The sequence below is a fragment of the Pantoea sp. SGAir0215 genome (assembly GCF_043543215.1).
In genome coordinates this window covers 2,110,309-2,127,278 of record NZ_CP028031.1, presented here as the reverse complement: position 1 = coordinate 2,127,278, position 16,970 = coordinate 2,110,309, and the positions used below count along the sequence as shown (strand labels likewise).

General features: G+C 54.8%; 16 protein-coding genes. 6 read left to right on the top strand and 10 right to left on the bottom strand.

What is annotated here, in order from left to right; all coding sequences use genetic code 11:
• Window positions 1-183: 183 nt before the first annotated feature.
• The 3 genes from C1N64_RS10015 to C1N64_RS10005 all read left to right on the top strand — a co-directional run bounded on the left by C1N64_RS10015 (window position 184) and on the right by C1N64_RS10005 (window position 2,196).
• On the top strand, window positions 184-1,107 hold the full coding sequence (locus tag C1N64_RS10015; RefSeq protein ID WP_006118797.1) for a Kdo(2)-lipid IV(A) acyltransferase: 924 nt from the start codon (window positions 184-186) through the stop codon (window positions 1,105-1,107).
• Window positions 1,108-1,277: 170 nt separating this feature from the next.
• The gene (locus C1N64_RS10010; RefSeq protein WP_058701399.1) at window positions 1,278-1,628 is read left to right on the top strand and encodes a DUF3147 family protein; all 351 of its coding nucleotides are present in this window, start codon (window positions 1,278-1,280) and stop codon (window positions 1,626-1,628) included.
• A 166-nt stretch (window positions 1,629-1,794) separates the two neighbouring features.
• The gene (locus C1N64_RS10005; RefSeq protein ID WP_033737574.1) at window positions 1,795-2,196 is read left to right on the top strand and encodes a MysB family protein; all 402 of its coding nucleotides are present in this window, start codon (window positions 1,795-1,797) and stop codon (window positions 2,194-2,196) included.
• Here the strand turns inward: C1N64_RS10005 and C1N64_RS10000 are convergent.
• The 3 genes from C1N64_RS10000 to C1N64_RS09990 form a co-directional block, all read right to left on the bottom strand.
• Window positions 2,187-2,411, bottom strand: a complete 225-nt coding sequence (locus C1N64_RS10000) for a YceK/YidQ family lipoprotein (protein ID WP_033737575.1) — start codon at window positions 2,409-2,411, stop codon at window positions 2,187-2,189. The genes C1N64_RS10005 and C1N64_RS10000 overlap by 10 nt on opposite strands.
• Window positions 2,412-2,569: 158 nt before the next feature.
• Window positions 2,570-5,122 (bottom strand): glucans biosynthesis glucosyltransferase MdoH, encoded by a 2,553-nt coding sequence (gene mdoH, locus C1N64_RS09995; protein WP_033737576.1) that lies wholly within the window; start codon window positions 5,120-5,122, stop codon window positions 2,570-2,572.
• Window positions 5,115-6,653, bottom strand: a complete 1,539-nt coding sequence (locus C1N64_RS09990; protein ID WP_172677658.1) for a glucan biosynthesis protein G — start codon at window positions 6,651-6,653, stop codon at window positions 5,115-5,117. Before C1N64_RS09990 ends, mdoH begins: the two co-directional genes overlap by 8 nt.
• Before the next feature lie 280 nt (window positions 6,654-6,933).
• Between C1N64_RS09990 and mdoC the strand changes: the two genes are divergently transcribed.
• On the top strand, window positions 6,934-8,058 hold the full coding sequence (mdoC, locus tag C1N64_RS09985) for a glucans biosynthesis protein MdoC (protein ID WP_033737578.1): 1,125 nt from the start codon (window positions 6,934-6,936) through the stop codon (window positions 8,056-8,058).
• A 32-nt stretch (window positions 8,059-8,090) separates the two neighbouring features.
• Here the strand turns inward: mdoC and C1N64_RS09980 are convergent, their stop codons facing one another.
• Entirely contained in the window at window positions 8,091-9,551 is a 1,461-nt protein-coding gene (locus C1N64_RS09980) for a phospholipase D family protein (RefSeq protein ID WP_033737579.1), read from the bottom strand.
• 156 nt (window positions 9,552-9,707) lie between these two features.
• Here C1N64_RS09980 and C1N64_RS09975 point away from each other — a divergent pair, with 156 nt between their 5' ends.
• Window positions 9,708-10,868, top strand: coding sequence for a glycoside hydrolase family 1 protein (locus C1N64_RS09975; protein WP_033737580.1), 1,161 nt, complete (start codon window positions 9,708-9,710; stop codon window positions 10,866-10,868).
• On the opposite strand, the gene C1N64_RS09970 is transcribed toward C1N64_RS09975, so the two are convergent.
• The 6 genes from C1N64_RS09970 to C1N64_RS09945 all read right to left on the bottom strand — a co-directional run bounded on the left by C1N64_RS09970 (window position 10,859) and on the right by C1N64_RS09945 (window position 15,946).
• Entirely contained in the window at window positions 10,859-11,032 is a 174-nt protein-coding gene (locus C1N64_RS09970) for a hypothetical protein (RefSeq protein ID WP_006118789.1), read from the bottom strand. The genes C1N64_RS09975 and C1N64_RS09970 overlap by 10 nt on opposite strands.
• Window positions 11,033-11,064: 32 nt before the next feature.
• The gene (locus C1N64_RS09965) at window positions 11,065-11,208 is read right to left on the bottom strand and encodes a hypothetical protein (protein ID WP_006118788.1); all 144 of its coding nucleotides are present in this window, start codon (window positions 11,206-11,208) and stop codon (window positions 11,065-11,067) included.
• Window positions 11,209-11,323: 115 nt separating this feature from the next.
• Window positions 11,324-12,742 (bottom strand): efflux transporter outer membrane subunit, encoded by a 1,419-nt coding sequence (locus tag C1N64_RS09960; RefSeq protein ID WP_039341170.1) that lies wholly within the window; start codon window positions 12,740-12,742, stop codon window positions 11,324-11,326.
• On the bottom strand, window positions 12,739-13,833 hold the full coding sequence (locus tag C1N64_RS09955; protein ID WP_033737581.1) for an HlyD family secretion protein: 1,095 nt from the start codon (window positions 13,831-13,833) through the stop codon (window positions 12,739-12,741). Before C1N64_RS09955 ends, C1N64_RS09960 begins: the two co-directional genes overlap by 4 nt.
• A 2-nt stretch (window positions 13,834-13,835) precedes the next feature.
• On the bottom strand, window positions 13,836-15,515 hold the full coding sequence (locus tag C1N64_RS09950) for an MFS transporter (protein ID WP_394515465.1): 1,680 nt from the start codon (window positions 15,513-15,515) through the stop codon (window positions 13,836-13,838).
• Window positions 15,516-15,517: 2 nt separating this feature from the next.
• Window positions 15,518-15,946: a MarR family winged helix-turn-helix transcriptional regulator gene (locus tag C1N64_RS09945; RefSeq protein ID WP_033737583.1), complete on the bottom strand. Its 429-nt coding sequence runs from the start codon at window positions 15,944-15,946 to the stop codon at window positions 15,518-15,520.
• Between the two features lie 162 nt (window positions 15,947-16,108).
• Between C1N64_RS09945 and C1N64_RS09940 the strand changes: the two genes are divergently transcribed.
• Window positions 16,109-16,954 (top strand): AraC family transcriptional regulator, encoded by an 846-nt coding sequence (locus tag C1N64_RS09940; RefSeq protein ID WP_394515464.1) that lies wholly within the window; start codon window positions 16,109-16,111, stop codon window positions 16,952-16,954.
• The last annotated feature ends 16 nt before the right edge of the window (window positions 16,955-16,970 follow it).

Genomic DNA, 16,970 nt, shown 5'->3' with positions numbered 1-16,970 from the left:
AGAAAAATTGATAGGTAAAACGGTAAATTTCGTTGCGCGATGGTGTTGTGCCCTCATTTTCATCTTCTGCAACACCCGGAGAAATGCTCTAACATTTCAGCCGCGGGGAAAAAAATGGCACAATAACCGCAACTGACGAATAACAGCACCGCAGGTGCACGACGCAGGATAACAGTATTCAAGATGACCCAATTGCCTCAATTTTCACGTGCACTTTTTCATCCCCGCTATTGGTTGACCTGGTTGGGTATCATTTTTCTTTATATTTTGGTCCTGTTACCTTATCCCCTGCTCTACGCGCTGGGTAGCGGTATTGGCCGTATCGCTATGCGGTTTATGAAGCGACGTGTGGCCATTGCTCGCCGCAACCTGGAACTGAGCTTTCCGGATATGCCGACCAACGATCGTGAAGCCATGATTAAGCATAATTTTGAATCTGTGGGCATGGGTCTGATTGAAACCGGCATGGCGTGGTTCTGGCCCGACTGGCGGATTCATAAATGGCACACACCTTCCGGTCTGGAACATATTCAGCAGGCCCATGATACCCAGCGCGGCGTGTTACTTATCGGTATGCATTTCCTGACGCTGGAAATTGGCGCGCGTATGTTTGGCATTCATAATCCCGGTATTGGCGTTTACCGGCCGAATGACAATAAATTAATCGACTGGTTACAAACCCGCGGTCGTATGCGCTCCAATAAAGGCATGCTGGATCGTAAGGACCTGAAAGGCATGATCCGGGCCTTAAAACGTGGGGATATCATCTGGTATGCGCCCGATCATGATTATGGTCCCCGCAGCAGCGTGTTCGTGCCCTTCTTTGGCGTCGACAAAGCCGCCACCACCGTAGGGACACATATGTTAATGCGTACCGGAAAACCGGCGGTTATCCCGTTTGTGCCGCGCCGTCTGCCGGAAGGACGCGGTTACGAGTTGATCATTTTGCCTGATGTCAGCGCTGATTTTCCGCTGACCAGCGAAGAAGACACCGCCGCGCGCATGAATAAAGTGGTGGAAGAAGGCGTACTGCTGGCGCCTGAGCAGTACATGTGGCTGCATCGCCGCTTTAAAACCCGCCCTGAAGGCGAACCTTCGCGCTATTAACCTCACCGCTGCCCGACACCGATGCGGGCAGCGCTTTTCTCTTACGGGGTGATAAACCGTTTGTTCTGCGCCCGACGTGGCGGTGCGACCTCGCCCTGCCCCCATTCCACCGTCAGGCACGCCCTTCATGTTAAGCTGGGTGACGCGTTGCGGTTGAACAGGAGAAAACGATGCTCTGGCTGCTTTCAAAATATGCAATAACGGCTCTGATGGTGGTGGTGATCTCGGAAGCGGCAAAACGCAGCGATCGTCTTGGCGGCCTGCTTGCGGCGCTGCCACTGGTCACGATTCTGGTGCTTGTCTGGATGAAACTGGAAGGACAAGCGCAGACCAAAATTGCCGCCCACGCCTGGTACACCTTCTGGTATGTGGTGCCGACCTTGCCCATGTTTATCCTGTTTCCTTTTCTGTATCAGCGTACAGGCTTCTGGCTTACCCTGGGACTGAGCTGCGTCCTGACGCTTATCGTATTCGTTCTCTGGGCCGTTCTGCTGAAACGCTGGGGCATCGAACTGCTGTGATGACCTTCTCCGCGAGACAAGCCAGCACGATGTACCGCCTGATTTCATCACATCATTTTGCCTGCCGAACCGCCAGACATATTCGTCCTCTGACGCACTGACTTTCTCTCCTGCGATTTTGGTCTATCCTTCACTGAAATCACGTTAATCAGGCAAGGAGAGAAGCATGAGTATGTTCACTACACTGGAAGAAGCGATTGACGCTGCGCGTGAAGAGTTTCTCGCCAACCATCCAGACCTTGAGCAAGATGATGCAGCTATCAATCAGTTCGGTCTGCAAAAATATGTTATGCAGGATGGCGATATCATGTGGCAGGCAGAGTTCTTCGAAGACGAAGGGGATTCAGGCGAATGTTTACCGATTCGCAGTGGTGAAGCCGCTCAGGCAATTTTTGACGGTGACTTCGATGAGATTGAGTTGCGTCAGGAGTGGTTAGCGGAAAACACGCTGCATGAATGGGACGATGGCGAATTTCAGCTTGAGCCTCCACTGGACAGTGAAGAAGGTAAGGCTGCCGCCGAAGAGTGGGAAGACGATAACAGCGATTCCGATCGCGGTTACGTGTAAGGTCCATGGCTGGCGTCGACCGGAATAAGCAACGTATCGACGACCAGTGATAACGGCAGGTCGAGAATGGTGATAATCCGCCATGCCCCCTCCCTGACGTCCCACTTTACGCCGGGATAAAACTGGTTACCGTGTCCCTGTCCGGGCACGGTACGGCTGATAATACTGCCACAGCCGCTCAGCGTAACGATAGCGAGGGACAGCAGCGTTAACATAACGAGTTTATTCACAATAGCGACTCAGGTTAGACAGCCGTCATTTTAATCACGACTCAGGTGGCGTTACCATCCTGTTTACGTAAAACTGCAAAATAATGTTGCTGTCTGTGTCGGGCCAGGGGCAAAAAAAAGCGGCATCTCTGCCGCTTTTTTCATTATGCCTGATGCGGAAGCGCGTCAGGATTGAGCGAAAGTTTTTGATAACTCTCTACCCACTGATGGTATTTCTCGCCACTTTCCCACAAACGGGTGTGAACGCGCGCCAGTACCACCGGATCGCTGATCAACTGCAAACGTTGTTCACGACCCAGCTTCTCGGGCGCATCGCTCAGTGCCTGATCAACCCGCCGATCGCGCGCATGATCTAACAACTGGCTGTGCTTGTGCCGTGAGGTCGCCAGCGCTGTCGCCAGTGCGTTAAACGCCGGGTTAAACAATGCGTGCATAAAGCCGTTTTTCAGGACGCGCTGGCGGTTCAGCTCGACGTAACGGTCAGTATCGATCAGCTCTTTTGGCGGATCATACTCTTCCGGAATCAGGAACAGCTTCGCCTTCTTGGTCTTCAGGCCCAGCCCCGAACGGCTCGACATCACCGAGACAAACGGTGACAGAATCAGTGAGAAGACAATAGGCGCCAGCCACCACAGGAAGTTGAGATCCAGCCAGCCCATTCCGGCTGCCCATACGATACCCAATGCCATCTGCGAACCATGACGTTTAAAGGCCTCGCTCCAGGGCGTTGCATCATCATCACGCTGCGGTGAGTTCCAGACGACTTCCCAGCCCAGGAACGCGCTGACCACAAATACGGTGTGGAACAGCATGCGCACCGGTGCCAGCAGAACCGAGAACAGCATTTCCAGCAGCAGCGACACAAACAGACGCAGTGCACCACCGTAAGGTTTCGCGCCTTTACACCAGATCAGCACCACACTCAGCAGCTTCGGCAGGAACAGCAGCACCAGCGTGGTGGAGAACAGCGCAATCGCCAGTTCAGGACGCCATTGCGGCCAGACCGGGAACAGCTGTCGAGGCTGCAGGAAGTAGGTCGGTTCCATCAGCGTGTGGACCACCTGTAGGGCGGTGGACAGCGCCAGGAACATAAACCACAGCGGCGCTGAAAGGTATGACATCACGCCCGTCAGGAAGACCGCACGGTGAACCGGGTGCATCCCTTTAACGAGGAACAGGCGGAAGTTCATCAGGTTACCATGACACCAGCGGCGATCGCGTTTAAGCTCATCCAGCAGATTCGGTGGCAATTCCTCGTACGAGCCAGGCAGATCATAGGCAATCCATACGCCCCAACCCGCACGGCGCATCAGTGCCGCTTCCACAAAGTCGTGAGACAAAATGGATCCCGCAAAAGACCCTTCACCGGGCAGCGGTGCCAGCGCACAGTGCTCAATAAACGGCTTCACACGGATGATGGCGTTATGGCCCCAGTAATGCGATTCCCCTAACTGCCAGAAATGCAGACCCGCGGTAAACAACGGCCCATAAACACGCGTCGCAAACTGCTGGCAGCGCGCATACAGCGTGTCCATTCCGGACGCTTTTGGTGACGACTGAATGATCCCGGCATTCGGGTTCGCTTCCATCATGCGCACCAGACCGGTCAGACATTCCCCGCTCATGACGCTGTCCGCATCCAGTACGACCATGTAGCTGTAGTTGCTGCCCCAGCGACGGCAGAAGTCGTCAATGTTGCCGCTCTTACGCTTCACACGACGACGGCGACGGCGGTAGAAGATCTTTCCTGCCCCACCGACATCACGCACCAGCTCCATCCAGGCCTTTTGCTCAGCAATAGCAATATCGGCATCGTAGCTGTCACTCAGGATATAGACATCGAAGTGCTCAGCGTTGCCTGTACGCACAACGGATTCCCAGGTGGCGCGCAAGCCTGCGAACACACGGCCCACATCTTCATTACAGATGGGCATGATCAGCGCGGTACGGTGCTCGGGATTCAGCGCCTCATCCCCGACTGTCGAGTAAGAGATGCTGTATTTATCCCGACCGATCAGCAGTTGTAAAAAGCCCATCAGTGCTGTCCAGAAGCCCGCCGACACCCAGCAGAACAGAATCGCAAACAGGAACAAAATCCCCGTCTGCAACACATAAGGCAGAATCTGCATGACAGACTGCTGCCAGTTCTGGTTGATCATGTCCATCGGATCCAGCAGCGTCCAGCCCTGGTAAGGCAGAATGGTCTTCATGTACCACGTGGCCACCACGGTTTGAAACACCGTAAGAATCAGGAGGATATAGCGGCGAACAGAACCAACATGGCGCCATTTTTCTTCTGCGCGCTGCTCTTCCGCCGTGGCATAACGCGGAACCGCCTTATGACCCCGTAATGAGTCCCAGGCACGTGCCAGCGGGTTAGTGCGCCAGGCTTCCGGAAACATCAGTGAACGCTTCACCTTTGGCATCGCTTTCAGGGTGGTACGTTCCAGATAGTCTTTGCCTAGCTGTGCACCACCCGCGAGGGAATCAGGCCAGGCCATTTCAACACGTGATGAAACGGACTTCAGCGGTGCATCGTCAGGACGATCGCTGGCGGCCACATCCTGACCCAGCGATTCGTGCAGTTGATGGAACGTCTGGGCATTCTGTAAAGACGCCGCCAGACGCGCTTTTCCTGCCGCATCCAGCGGCAGGGCTTCTACATAGCGTTGAGGTGTAAAAGTCAGATTATTCATTGGCAGGTAACTGATAGCTCCAGGTTTCCGTCAATGTTTTGTCACCGCTTACCAGCGCGGCACGCATTTCAGTCGCCTGCTTGTTATCTTTAACCCGGATACGCAGAACCAGGCGCCAGCCTTTGGTAACCGGATTGTAGCGAACGCTCTGTTCCACCACTTCCCCGTTTTTACCTACGCTGACCTGAGGCGCAACCTGGCTGTCGGCCGGCATTTCACTCATGTCTTTCCCTACGAAATCGATGGTGAAGGCCACGGTGCCATCCGGCTGACGAACCAGGTTTGACTGCTTCACGTCGCCCGCCGAGCGCAGCGTATCTTTGACCCAGGCAACATCATCTGAATGCAGCTTGTTTTCATTACGGCCAAAGTGCAGACGGTAGTCAAAGTCCATGGCTTTACCGGGTTCCGGCAGATTTTCCGGTGTCCAGAACGCCACGATGTTATCGTTGGTTTCGTCAGCGGTGGGGATTTCCACCAGCTCAACATGGCCTTTGCCCCACTCGCCTAATGGCTCAACCCAGCCGCTTGGGCGCAGATCGTAACGATCGTCCAGATCCTGATAATTATTGAAATCACGTCCGCGCTGCAGCAGCCCGAAGCCTTTCGGATTTTCAATCGTGTAGGTGCTGACCGCCAGATGGCGCGGGTTGTTGAGTGGACGCCAGATCCATTCACCATTGCCGCTGTGGATCGACAAACCGTCCGAATCATGCAGTTCAGGGCGGAAATTCGAGACCGTCGATGGCTGATTGCGGCCAAACAGGAACATGCTGGTTAACGGCGCGATGCCCAGTTTACCAACCTTGTCACGCAAATAGACCTGCGTCTTAACATCGACGGTAGTCTCCTGGCCTGGGTGAATCGTGAAACGGTAGGCACCGGTGGCACGTGGAGAATCCAGCAGCGCATAAATCACTAACTGCTTGTCCTGAGGTTTTGGACGTTCAATCCAGAACTCTTTGAAACGCGGGAACTCTTCACCTGACGGCAGCGCGGTATCGATCGCCAGACCACGGGCAGACAGACCATAAACCTGGCCTGCACCAATCACACGAAAATAACTGGCCCCCAGGAAGCTGGCGATTTCGTCATCTTTCTTATTCTTGCTGTTCAACGGATACAGGACTTTAAAACCGGCAAAGCCAAGGTTTTTAACCGCATCAGCATCGTGCTTCACGTTGCCAAAGTTGAAATAGTCAGGATTGTATTTGATCTCACGTACGGTATTGGCGGTGATTTCATTGATCTTCACCGGCAAATCAAAGTACATGCCCTGATGGTAAAACTCGAGCTTAAACGGCGTACGCAGTTTGCCCCAATACGCTTTATCGTGGTTGAACTGAATCTGCTGATAATCAGCAAATTTCATGTCACGAAACTGAGAGGGTAAATTACTTTTTGGCGCTTCAAAGCTTTTTCCAGACAACTCTTTCGCTTGTTTCGCGACATCATCAAAGTTAAACGCCCAACTGTTGTTGGCATACAAAGCCAGCAGGACCGCTGCGCCAATCCAGCGCATTTTCGTCAGCCCCACATTATTTTTTACATTAGTCAGCACATCCCCCCCTTTCGTGTGCTTAATACAAACCCGCTTATCTTAATGGATAATTCGGCTTTCCGACAGCATATGCACAACAATGTTCCCGATAATCATCTACTCGCGAGGTGATTTTAGGACAATTAAACGTTACGGGCTCAACTGAGATTCAACTGATAGTATACTCTGTTATCTCCAGCTAGAATTTCCCTCCAACATAAAACGGTTTCAGGGCGAAACCGCCTAAAACGTACTAACGAACTGGAACTTTATGAGTACAAAAAAACCTGAGCGTGAATATTTTCTCGACTCCATTCGGGCCTGTTTGATGTTGTTAGGCGTGCCGTTTCACGTATCCCTGATCTATTCGTCTCAGTCATGGGCCGTCAACAGCCACGATGCCTCACTGTGGCTCACTACCCTCAATGATTTTATTCATTCGTTTCGTATGCAGGTGTTCTTTGTTATCTCGGGCTACTTCTCTTATATGCTCTATCTGCGCTATCAGCCTCAGCGCTTTCTGAAAGTCCGCTTAGAGCGCGTCGGGATTCCGATGCTCACCGCGGTTCCGCTGATCACGCTGCCGCAGTTCTTTATGCTGAAAGCCTGGACACCGAAGCTGTCGAACTGGAACAATTTATCGCTGTATGACAAGTACAATACGCTGATGTGGGAGTTGATCTCGCACCTGTGGTTTTTGCTGGTGCTGGTGCTGCTTACCACACTGGGCATGCTCACCTTCCGCTGGCTACGCGATCAACAGCGCAATATTGACTACCAACGTGTCGGCTGGACAAAGCTGGCTCTGGGGCTGTTATTGTGGGCCGTGCTCTGGGGAGCGGTACGGCGGGCGATTTTTTACGCCCACCCTTCCCTGTTGGGCGATGCGCTGTTTAACTTTGCCGTTATGCAGTGTCTGTTCTTCCTGCCGTTTTTTATGCTGGGTGCCCTCAGCTGGAAACATCAGGCGCTGAAAACGCTGTTTGTCCGGGCAAACCCGCTGCTGTACGTCGGGGCCGTCGTGATGCTGGTCGCCTACATTGCAAACCAACGGCTGAACAGTGGTGAAGGCTGGCTGTATGAAACCGACGCGCTGATCAGCAGCATGATGGGGCTTTGCATGCTGAACGTTTGTTACAGCCTGGGTCATAAATGGCTGAATTCTCACTCTCCTCAGATCATGTACCTGGTCAATGCCTCCCTGTTCATTTACCTGGTGCATCACCCTTTGACCCTGCTGTACGGAATTTTTATGACGCCGCATCTGCACAACAACACGTTTGGCTTTTTTCTGGGCCTCTTAATGGTGTTTGGTGCCTCCTTCATTTTGTATGAGTTGCACCTGCGCATTCCTCTGCTGCGCTTTCTGTTCTCCGGTAAACCGCAAAAGCGTTAAGGTAAAGGCGACCATCCGGGTCGCCTTTTTTATTACAGTAGCCACTCAATAGGCAGCCGCCAGACCAGCCGGACCTGCAGACGTTGCCACCAGCTACAGCCGGGCTCATGCTTATGCACAACCTGCTGCGCTTCGCCCGGATATTCCAGCCAGTTTACCCGGCCCCACTTATCCAGTTGCAATGTCCAGGCTCTGTCACGCATGGATTCACTAAAGCGCCGGTGGGTTTCCGTGGCCAGGGTTTCACTTTCGATCACCAGTCCCATCTCCGTGTTTAACACGGCGGAACGCGGATCAAAGTTAAACGAGCCAATAAACAGGATGGCTTCGTCTACCGAGAAGGTTTTCGCATGCAGGCTTGAACCAGAATTCCCGGTTAACCCGCGATCGTGCGGCGCATCGTTTACGCCCGCCTGCGGCTTTAACTCATACAGCGCGATGCCATGACGCAGGAGCTTTTTGCGCCACTTGGCATAACCGGCATGCACAACAGAAACGTCGTTCGCTGCCAGAGAGTTCGTCAGAATCGCAATTTTCACGCCTTTACGCTTTAGCGACAATAACTGCGCCACGCCCGCGCGGGTGGGAACAAAGTAGGCGGAAATGATATCAAACTGACGCTGGGGTGAACCGATAACCTCCAGCATGCGCTGGGGCAGAAGCGATTTGCGACGGGCTTTACCCAGCCCCTTGCGCGGATCGTCACTCAACAGCCGGGCTTTTGCCCAGACAAACGGTAAGCTGTCCTGCGTCAGTTGCTGAATCAGTGGCGAATGGCTCAGTCGCTTCAGATAGTGCTGAACGCCCTCGTTCTCACGCCATTCGGGAGGCAGAACGACTTCAGGATGTGCCGTCACGTCCTGTTCCAGCACATCGTCCAAAGGGGAAACCGGTTTACTGTGCCAGTAGCGTTCAAAATCCTCCGCCACTTCCTTGACCACGGTTCCAATTGCCAGCACGTCGAGATCGGCAAACAGCGGTTCGTTACCTGTCCCAAAGTATTCATCGCCAATATTGCGCCCACCCACCACCGTGGTGATGCCATCGGCGGTAAAGCTTTTATTGTGCATACGACGATTGAGGCGTGCAAAATCAGTGAGGTAACCCAAGGCGCGCAACGTGCGAAAGGAAAAGGGGTTGAACAGTCTGACGGTAATATTTGGATGATGATTAAGCTGCGCCAGCGTATCGTCCAGCCCTGGCGTATTGTTATCATCGAGCAGGAGCCGGACTTTCACGCCGCGATTGGCTGCATCCAGCATGGCGCTGAACAGGAGCCGACCAGACATGTCGTTTTGCCAGATATAGTATTGAATATCCAGCGTCTTTGTCGCTTTTTCCATCAGCAGGTAACGGGCAGCAAAGGCATCCAGCCCGTCACTCAGCGGATGAATACCGCTTAGCCCCGGATGACGCAGCCCGGGCGGAACAAGCCGTTGCTCAAGCCAACTCTGGCTCGGTGCAGGCTGGGGAAGATTAAACGCTTCGGTCATGGAGAGTCCCTGAATCTTACGGTCATTTATTATTATTCCTTCGCGCGGCACGGGATGCCAGTCGCGGTTGCTCAGCTGCAAGACTGAAGGCAATGTTTTTTAGTCTAGACTTACTCCAACGATCTGTGACCGACATTTGTCCGGCAGGAGAGGAATATGCGCAACCAGCCTATCACTGACGATCACGTACACCATCAACCCCGTCTGTTTCAAAGCTTTTTTCAGGGCAGTTTTCCCTGCTCTACCGCCTGCCGCACGCCAGGTAAGCGCCTGGATATGGTGATCAGCAGTGGCCACGATATGTTGTTCAGAAAAGACTATGCCGCGCTGGTCGATTTGCATCTGTTGACCGCACGTGACGGTGCGCGCTGGCATCTGATTGAGAAAACGCCAGGCCAGTACGACTGGCGTAGCTTTTTACCCATGGTCGATGCGGCGCGGGATCAACAGTTGCAGGTCATCTGGGAGCTGGCCCATTTTGGCTATCCGGACCATCTCACTATCTGGAAAGCCAGCTTTGTCGATCATTTTGAACGTTATGCCCGTGCGATGGCGACATTGCTGCGCGATCGGGGAATCGAACAGCCCTTTTTTACCCCGATTAACCAAATATCGTTCTGGTCCTGGGCGGGTGCGGAGGTGGCCTGGTTTAATCCTCACGTCAGTCAGCGCGGAAAAGAGTTAAAACGGCAACTGGTCCGTGCCTCTCTGGCGGCGATACAGGCGATTCGCGACGTGATTCCCGCGGCGCGATTTGTCCTTACCGATCCGCTGGTACAGATTGCCCATCATCCTGATAACCCTGACAGTAAACCCGGGGCCGATGCCCAACATCAGGCTCAGTTTGAGGCCTGGGATATGCTGGCCGGTCGCCTTGATAAGGAACTGGGCGGGCGCGAAGAGTATCTGGATATTCTGGGTCTGAATTATTACCCCGATAACCACTGGTATTTTCCCGATCAGCCCATGGACAGAGACGATCCCGTACGGGCCCCACTCCACCTGTTACTGGCCCAGTACTGGCAACGCTATCAGCGCCCCATGTTAATCGCTGAGACGGGCGCAGAAGGCGAGGCACGGGCCCCCTGGCTGCAGGAAGTCAGTGAAAATGTTATGGTCGCGCTGGATCAGGGTATCGCGATGGAAGGGATTTCTCTGTACCCGGTGGTTGAGTATCCGGCCTGGGCCGATGACAGACGGTCGCCAGGCTCACTGTTAGGGCTGGCCGATCCGAACGGCAACCGAACGGTACACGAGAATCTGGCACTGGTGCTACGAAGCCAGCAGATTAAATTCAGTCAGCGCGTTCAGCGTTGACCGGTGGGCGGTTTAGGATAGCAGGTTTGTGCATCGACATGGTCGACGGGCGTGGTAAGACGGCTGTCGTTAAACCATGTCATCAGAAACAGAAAGGTGACACCAATCAGGCAAGCCGTCAGCAGCCCAATAATCGCAATCAGTTTATCATCGCGCGATTCCATCCCTCACTCCTTTCAGGTCCGGTTGATAAACACTAGCTCATCCAAAGCGTGACGATCAGAACGAAAATTATAAGCGTTACCGACGTCACTGCAAGCACCACAATCGCGAAGTGCGCATCGGCAAGCGGCTGAGCCACGGGTTCCTCATGCTCTTCTGGTGGGTGGGGTAAGAACATGCTCTTCCTGGTCAAAACGGCATAATGGGGCGATAGTGCGCGACAGTGTAAAACAACCCCGTCGCGTTAGCCGTGATTTTACAAAACAGACCGCTGGCAAACTGATGGGCGACGATTACGGCCCCCTGGCGTCAGCCTGATGCCGTGCCCCACTCTGGTTTTCGCCCGACCAGCCCCCGCCGAGTGCACTGTATAACGCGATTTGGGCCTGCAACAGATTATTCTTTACCGTTACCAGATTTAGCTGCGTGGCAAACAGGGTGCGTTGCGCATCCAGTTCGTCCAGATAAGAAGCATAGCCATTTTGATAGCGATTCGTTGCAATACGCAGTGCCTCGGCGACAAACTGCTCTTGCTTCTGGAGCGCTTCACGCTGTGCTTCGCCCTGGCGAATGGCATCCAGCGCGTTATTGACTTCGGAGAACGCGTTTCTTACCACTTTCTCATAGGTGTAAAGTGCCTGATTGCGAGAAGCCATAGCGACATCGACCTGGGCAGTCAATGCTTCACGGTTCAGCAACGGTGCCAGAATACTGCCTCCTACGCTCCAGAGGCGGAACGGATCGTCCACCAGCTGATGCAAAACGGAACGCTGTAATGTGCCCGACGCTGTCAGATTAATTCCCGGCAGTAACTTCGCCTTTGACGCAGCCAGGCTGGCATCGGCGGCCAGCAGCTGGCGCTGCGCCTGGACGATATCCGGGCGACGATTCAGTAAGGCTGACGGCAAAATGCCCGGTATCGTCTGTGGCATCAGGACAGTAAAGTCGCGGTGACGGGCTACCTCCCGAGGGTTCATGCCGACTAAAATACTGAGCGCGTTTTCCTGCTGAGCAATCTGATGCTGTAACTGCGGCACCTGGGCTTGCGCGGACTGATACTCCGATGAGGCCTGCATCCACTCCAGCCGGGACGTATAACCTGTTTCAAACTGACGCTGCGCCAGTCGGAGCGAGTTACGCCGTATGGCCAGCGTCGCTTCGGTCACGCGCAGTTGTTCATCCAGCGCGCAGAGTGTCATATAACCCGATGCAACGGAACTGGCGATGGTCAGTTCTGCGGCCGACGCGGCCGCCTGCTGCGCCTCCAGCGTGGCGCGGGTGGCATCAATCGTATCGGCCCGTGCGCCCCACAAATCGACATTGTAACTGGCCTGAAGCTGCCCCTGAAAAACGGAGGTTTCATAAGGCTGCCCGGTCACAGCCGACAGGGCACGTTGACGCGTTGCCGCAACCCCGCCACTGAGCGTGGGAAAATTATCGCCCTCAGCGCCACGCAGTTGCGCACGATATTGATCCACCCGCGAACGGGCTATCAAAATATCGGGATTATGCTGTAATGCCTGCTCCACCAGTCGGTTCAGATCCCGATCGCCAAACGCCTGCCACCAGGCCGCCTCTGGCGGCGCGGAAGGCCCAACCTGTTCGCGCCATTGTGACGGAATGGGTAACGAGGCCGGGGCTATCTCAACCTGGGTGCTGCACCCTGTTAACAGGGCGGCCAGCACGCCTGCCACTAACCGAGCGCCCTTCATGGTGCGGTCTCACTGACTGGTGAGGCCGCCGTATCAATACTGACCTCGACTGACATGCCGGGCCGTAACTGTTGCTGCACCTCCGGCGCGACGTCAATGCGTACGGGAATACGCTGGGCGATTTTCACAAAGTTACCGGTCGCGTTATCCGGTGAGATAGCGCTGAATTCTGAGCCTGCCGCTGGCGAGATATCGGCAACGCGACCGTCGAAACGTTTACCATCCAGCGCATCGACACGAATCGTCACCGGCAACCCCACGCGGATATGCGCAAGCTGGGTTTCTTTATAGTTTGCGATGATCCACTTATGTGCAGGCACCACGGAGGTCAGGCGCGTCCCGGCCGTCACATAGGCGCCTTTACGCACCGATAACTGCCCTAACTGACCCGCATCGGGTGATATGATACGGGTGTTTGCCAGGTCGATTTCAGCCAGCTCCAGCGCCGCCTGCGCACTGGCAACGTCCGCCTCCAACGACGCCCGGTTTACGATCACCGTTTGCAGATTTTGCTGAGCGACTGCAACCTGGGCTTCCGCCTGATGAAGCTGAGCCAGCCCCTGCGCGTTCGCTGCGCGTGCGGCATCCCGCTCACGCACGGAGAGCGAACCATCCGCGGCCAGATTCTCTACCCGCTTCAGATCCAGGCCACTTTTCACCGCCTGCGCTCTGGCGTTTTCCAGAGCGGCTTTGTTGCTCTGGATCGTGGCCTGCGCGCTGAGACGCTGCTGTTGGTTGTTGCTCAGAGCGGCCTGCTTCATGGCCAGTTGTGCCTGCGCCTGATGCACTCGCTGGCGATAAATACGATCGTCAATCGTCATCAGCACCTGACCTTTTTTGACCGGCTGCAAATCGGCCACGTTCACAGCAGTCAGATATCCGCTCACCTGCGGGCTGATAAAGGTGACCTGGCCGCGTACATAGGCGTTTTCCGTGCTCTGGACCGGACTGGTAAAAGGCCATAGCTGCCAGGCATACAGAATAACCAGCACACCAATGACCGCAATGCCGCTCCCTAGGGCGATGGAGAGAATACGACGACGATTGGCCCGATCGCGTTCTGCTGCCTGAAGTTCATCCTGCTGACTCATACTTACTCCGTTCGTTCTTGTGCGGCGGCGAGCTGACGCTGCTCTGCCAGATGAAATTTGGCCTGTCGCCAGTCAAGGTAGCGTCGACGTGTTAAACGCCACAACACCCACATCAGCGTAACCAGCGCCAGGGTTGCGGTCAGCAGATAGGTGTCGTTGTAGGCCAGGACGTTCGCCTGCAAGGTGGCGACGGACTGAAGCTGGCTGGTGCTTTGGGCACTCAATAACGCGCTATCGCCAATCTGGCTGCTAAAGAGCCCACCATATTGTGTAAGCCGGTCGCTGACGTTGGGATTCAGTAACGATAATTGATCGCCGAGCAGGCTGGAGTGGTATTTTTCACGCCAGACCTGAAAGGTCCCCAGAATCGCGGATCCGATTAAACCGCCCAGGTTTTGGCTCATGCCGAACAGGACCACGAAACTGACCAGATTTTTAGGCTGCGTGACGACGCTGCCAATTCCCATCAGCATGGCCGGCGCCATGAAAAAGGCACTGCCGAACCCCAGCAGAAACTGACTCAGGTACATATTGTTCGCGCGCGTGACCGGGCTGGATTGCGCATCCATCAGTGAGGCGATAATCATGACGACCAGCGATGCGACGATTGGCCAGTTAAGATGGGTAGGCTTGATAGTCAGCGCGCTGGCGGCAATGCCCGCCACCACACCGGCCATGATGGCAAGCGCCAGGCCGTGCATTTGATCATTCTGTAATCCAATCAGCTGCAGGAAGCCGACTGCCCCCGTATTCTGCTCTGCCAGTACGATGCGAATCATGATCATTACAATGCCTAAACGCACGATCATTCCACTGCTGAGCCAGCGCGTGTTAATGAGTGGATTGCGGCGATTGTGCTCAATCACAAAGGCACTGACGATCAGCACCAGCGCCAGGGCTGAACAGATCCCCAGCCAGGGCGTACTGAACCACCACTCAATACGGCCCAGCGACAGCACGCCACACAGCAACGCCATGCCCGGAGCCAACAGGATAAACGTCAGGAAATCCATCTTTTCAAAAGCTTTAATACGATCGCCCGGCGGCAGCTTAACCACCAGCACCGCTCCTAATGCAATCAGCGCTAACCCCAGCTCAAACAGATACAGCCCTCGCCACTCGTCCAGTTGTAGCAACTCACTGGAGAACAGGCGCGCCAGCGGAATAGCGAGCTGTGAGGCGGTGAGACCAATGACCAGCGCTTTTAAGCGATGCCTGGCAGGCCAGGCCTGAACCTGGTAATAAATGCCCAGCGAGCTTAGCGCCGCACCGACCATGCCATGGGCCGTGCGCACGATAATCGCTGAACTCAGATCGTTGGCAAACAGATGGAAAAAGGCGACCAGGACGTACAGCACCAAAAACGCTTCGGTAAATACGCGTAAACCAAACTGCTGGCGAAATTTTACCAACAGCAGGTTGATGGAGATGTTCCCCATCACATAAACCGCGGGCAGCCAGGCAATTTCGTTGGAATAAGCCGCGAAGGTGCCTTGCAGATTGGTCAGATTAGCCGTAACCAGCGCATTACTTAACGCGCCGGTCAGCGAGATCAGCAACCCTATCAGCCCAAAGGCAACACGCTTGGGTGGGGAATGGATTGGCGTCGAAGGCGAGCCCGGCAGCATGGGTTTTTCATGAGGCAACCATTCACGCGCAGCGTAGGGATTGCGCCGGGCCATACTTACATACTTCCCATTCGGGTCAGCAGCGTTTGTAAAACGCGCTCTACCAGGGCGATTTCCTGAGGATCAATATCCGCCAGCAGTTGCGTGCGCAGCGCATCGGCCTGCGTCTTTACTTTTGCGAACGCTTCATTGCCCTTCTCGGTCAGCACCAGATGACGCTTGCGGCGATCTTCGGCGGGCTGGACCCGGGATAACAGGTCCTGTTTCACCAGGCGATCCACCAACGGCACCATACTCGCATCTTCCAGGCCCATTAACTGCGCCAGTTCGGTTTGCGTGAGGCGTTGAGGTTCACTGGCGATAAGCCCTATCGCCATCCAGCTACTGGTGCTCAGACCGCTGTCTTTAAGATGGCGGTCAACGGCCAGGCGCCAGGCATGGGCGGTCAGGTGCAGCAGGTGGGTAAAGGTACGGTTAGATGACATTTATAAGTAGCTGCCTAATGATTAGAGTTCTAATTAATTGATTAAGTTATTATACGCAAAGCAAAATGCGAAAGAAAAGCATCTGTACTGTTAAATACTGGATAACAACGTCAAAATGTCCAGTCATGATCCTGCTGTCAACACCTCGGGGAGGACAAAAGCGTGAACACCTCCACCCATAACTGGATCGATCTGCGCCGCGACGCGCGTAGCGGCATCGAAGCGATACGGGCGCATTTTACCGGACATGCTTACGATCCTCACTGGCATGACAGTTACTTAATTGGCGTGACGGAGCAAGGCGTGCAGCAGTTCCACTCCCGTCAGAAACGTCATCGGAGCCGACCGGGCACGGTCTTTATGTTGGAACCTGAAGAGCTTCACGATGGCGATGCCATTGATGCACAGGGCTTTACCTACCGCATGCTTTATCTGTCACCTCATCATCTGCACCAGCAGTTTGCACCTGGCTGTCTGGACAGTGCGCCCGGCAGTGAACTGCGTTTTGCCACCACGCTTCAGGATGAGAAATGGCTCTCCTGGGCGGTCTGGCACGCCTTCGACGCGCTCTGGCACAATCACCCGCAGTTAATCAAAGATGCGGCGCTGGAGCGGCTATTCCGCCATCTTCGTCACTTGCCTGTCTGGCGCAATACGCGGCCGGATGTGGCACCGACACTGGCCCATCAGGCACGAGACTGGCTTATTGCTTACCACGTCGATAACCCCGGCATTGCCCAGATGGCACAGGCGCTGAACGTGGATCGTTTTCGGCTTTCCCGCCTGTTCCAGCAGCAGTGGGGCCTGCCGCCCCACGCCTGGTTGGTACAGTGGCGGCTCAGTCAGGCACGCCGACGGCTGGCTATGGGCCATTTACCCGCTGAGGTGGCTGCCGATCTTGGCTTTGCAGACCAGAGTCATCTGGGGCGCTGGTTTAAACGCGCCTGCCAGCTGACGCCTGCACGTTACCAGCAACTGTGCACAAATCTTCCAGACGCTGATCACTAGCCTTGCCACAATGGCA